2 protein-coding genes are annotated in these 3,334 nt (G+C 44.2%); both read left to right on the forward strand.

Annotation, left to right across the window (positions count from 1 at the left end; all coding sequences use genetic code 11):
* The first annotated feature begins 273 nt into the window (after window positions 1-273).
* The gene (locus FC26_RS08600) at window positions 274-1,947 is read left to right on the forward strand and encodes a mucin-binding protein (RefSeq protein WP_157061146.1); all 1,674 of its coding nucleotides are present in this window, start codon (window positions 274-276) and stop codon (window positions 1,945-1,947) included.
* A 31-nt stretch (window positions 1,948-1,978) separates the two neighbouring features.
* Complete coding sequence (locus FC26_RS08605; protein ID WP_057779685.1) at window positions 1,979-3,007, forward strand: mucin-binding protein; 1,029 nt, start codon at window positions 1,979-1,981, stop codon at window positions 3,005-3,007.
* The last annotated feature ends 327 nt before the right edge of the window (window positions 3,008-3,334 follow it).

A 3,334-nucleotide genomic window follows, 5' to 3' on the forward strand; every position in this document is an offset into this window, starting at 1 on the left:
GAGGGTAGGACGTCGCCATGCACGATAACCGTTAGTCGGAAGACTAGCGGTTTTTTATTGTGTTCCATTAACGCGTAAATGACACGGAGTTGTCATATTAAATTGGGTTTAATAAAGATACCGATAAATACAACCCGCAAAAGCATGTTTATTTGGACTAAAAAATGCAAAAATAGTTGCAATACATTGAGCAATAGTTGCTGAAGGTCATGTAATTTAAATTGAAACATGCTAGACTAGCACTATAACGAAAATTTGGGAGTGACGATAGTGATGATGAATGGGAGTAAACGGTTTAAACTATATAAGTCAGGCAAAAAGTGGTTAATCGCTGCAATTTCTGCAACAACTATGATGACTTTTGGCGGTATGGTGGTGCATGCGGCGACGGATGCCTCCAGTACCGCACAAACAGAGGTTGCTTCTGCAGCCACTAGTTCTAGTAGTACTAGTACAACACTGGATAATACTGATTCAGCAACATCTGCTAGTTCAGCGCAGACTACAGCTACACCAGCTACTGTTGCTAGTACAGCAACTGTGCAAGCAGCAGTGGCTGCAACTGAAGAAACTTCGACTGCGACATCGGCCGCTTCTTCTGCCAGTGATGGTAGCATAACAACGACGTCAGAAGATACACAACAAGCAGCATTAAGTCAGGTTAATGCAGTACGAAGTAGTGCTGCAAGCAGTGATAGTGCCATTAGTGCAGTTGCTTTAAATGATGATTTAAATGCGTGGGCGCAGACTCGTGCTAATGAAATGGCGGCTAACAACGGCCAGCTAGATAGTACAACGCAGTATAGTAGCGCACCGACATGGGTGTCTTCTGATGGAGTAACATCAACAGATTTACAGCAATCACCTAATTATGAGGAGGGTGATGCGGTTTATGGTAGTGAACTGACGAGTAGCATGCAGTATTGGTATGAAAGTAAGGAAACAAAGGAATTTTTAGGCTATTTTGCAGGAGACCCGACCGACTTTACAACGTTTTCGGTTAATAACTGGACTGATAGTATTAACTATGATGCATATAAATATCAGTATTTGACGATGACTTCACCGTATGCAAACGTGATGGGATATGCATACGCCTATAATGCGACGACTGGATATACGGCGGTCATCTTGGAGGTTGCCTATTTACCAGATATTACCGAAACGGAAACTAAAACAGTTACCCGAACTATCAATTATCTCAGCAAAAATACATCTGAAACAGTGGCAGATTCAATCACACAAACTGTAACTTATACCCGGATTAAGTCAACCAGTCAAGTTGATGGTACCGTAACGTATTCCGATTGGACCAGTGCAGAGCCCACTTTTGTGGCGGTTGAGTCTCCTGATTTAAGTGCACAAGGATATACCACAGGAGATCCGGCTACCGTGGCGGCAACAAGTACGACTGCAGAGACACCGTCAGAAACGGTTACTGTGTACTACGACGATGCTGAAACTACTGCAACCGAAACTAAGACAGTTACTCGAACAATTAACTATCTGGATCAAGCGACAAATGCGGTTGTGAGTCCTGCTAAAGCGCAAACCGTGACTTATACACGGACGGCAACAACGGATGCTGTGACGGGAGATACGACCTATACAGACTGGGCCAGTGCGGATACGACCTTTGCAGCTATTGATTCGCCCGCTTTAAGTGCCGATGGGTATACCGCTGCGAGTGAAACAACGGTAGCCGCATTATCAACAACTGCCGATCTGGCTAATCAGACGGTCGATGTATACTATAATAATGCCACACAAGAGACGGCAACCGAGATCGAAACCATTACCCGAACAGTTAATTATTTAGATCAAACGACAAATACAGTGGTGAGTCCCGCTAAAGTGCAAACCGTGACTTATACACGGACAGCAACAACGGATGCCGTGACCGGAAACACAACGTATACGGACTGGACCAGCACAGAGCCTACTTGAATCACCAGATTTGAGTGCAGATGGATACTTAGTGGCAAGTGAGCCGACTGTGGCCGCAGCACTGACAACCGCGGAATCCACGGACATAGATGTTAACGTGTTCTACGACCATGCCGTTACTGTCACACCAGAAACTGAGACCGTTACCCGAACGATTAATTATCTAGATCGAGCAACGGGGGCGGTGGTCAGTCCAGCAAAAGTGCAAACGGTCACCTTTAACCGGACAGCTACTACTGATCAGGTAACGGATGTCACCACATATACTGATTGGACAGGAACAGATACGACCTTCGCGGCAGTGACCTCACCAGACCTGAGTGCCGATGGGTATACAACTGCTAGTGATGTGATAACGCTGGCTCAGACTGTGACAGCAGGAGAGCCGGACACGACTTTGACTGTCTATTATGGGCATGCAACAACGACAACAACTGAGTCAAAGACGATTACTCGGACTATAAAGTATGTAGATGCAGCTACTGGTACAGAAATCAGTGATCCAAACGTCCAAACAGTCACCTTTACACGTAATGCAACGCTTGATAATGTAACAAAGACAACTACGTATACGGACTGGACAAGTGACCATGCAGGGTTTGATGCCACTACATCACCGGAAATTACGGGCTACACTACGAATACAGCCACGACTCCGGCTCAAACCGCTACAATTGATATGCCAAATAGCACTGTCATTGTTGACTATGATGCTACGGTTCCGGATACCGATAATAATAGCTTGCCAGAGTCAACGACACCAGTTGCTTCAGCGTCGGCTGAACCAGAGAGTACTGCAGTCTCAACTCAACCGATCGCACAACCTGTTGCAACACCAGCAGCACAGTCAACGGCTGTTAGCGAACCCGTGATTGCTGAGGTTGCACCGGAAATTCAAGTTGCACCTGCAGCGGTTGCGAAGCCAGTAGCAAAGGCGGCGACTACGAAGCTACCACAGACAGATAATGCTAAAGACGGCGAACTAGTTAGTCTAGGAGTAGTGACTCTGATGTCACTCTTTGGCTTGGCGGGTGTTTTGAAACGTCGGCAGACGAAATAAATAGAATATTTGTTTTGATATATAGATAATAAATTAAAGAGATTGATTTTTCTGAAACGTGGAAAATCAATTTCTTTTTTTGTAAACGAAAGTAAATTTTTAGCCAACGATGATAAACAAGTTGATAAAACACGTATTGAAATTTACGATAATGGAAGCTAAATTAGCGGACAAAAGTGATTTATTTGCATTATAAAACCAGAGTTGTAATGATAAAACGAAAAAAAGTCTAAAATTAGTTGACGAGATACGAAAAGCCGTGTATAGTAACTAATCGTTGTCACCGACGTTAACAACACCGTGATCAAAATGATCAAGAAAAAAGTT

The sequence above is a fragment of the Paucilactobacillus vaccinostercus DSM 20634 genome (assembly GCF_001436295.1).
Lineage (GTDB): Bacteria > Bacillota > Bacilli > Lactobacillales > Lactobacillaceae > Paucilactobacillus > Paucilactobacillus vaccinostercus.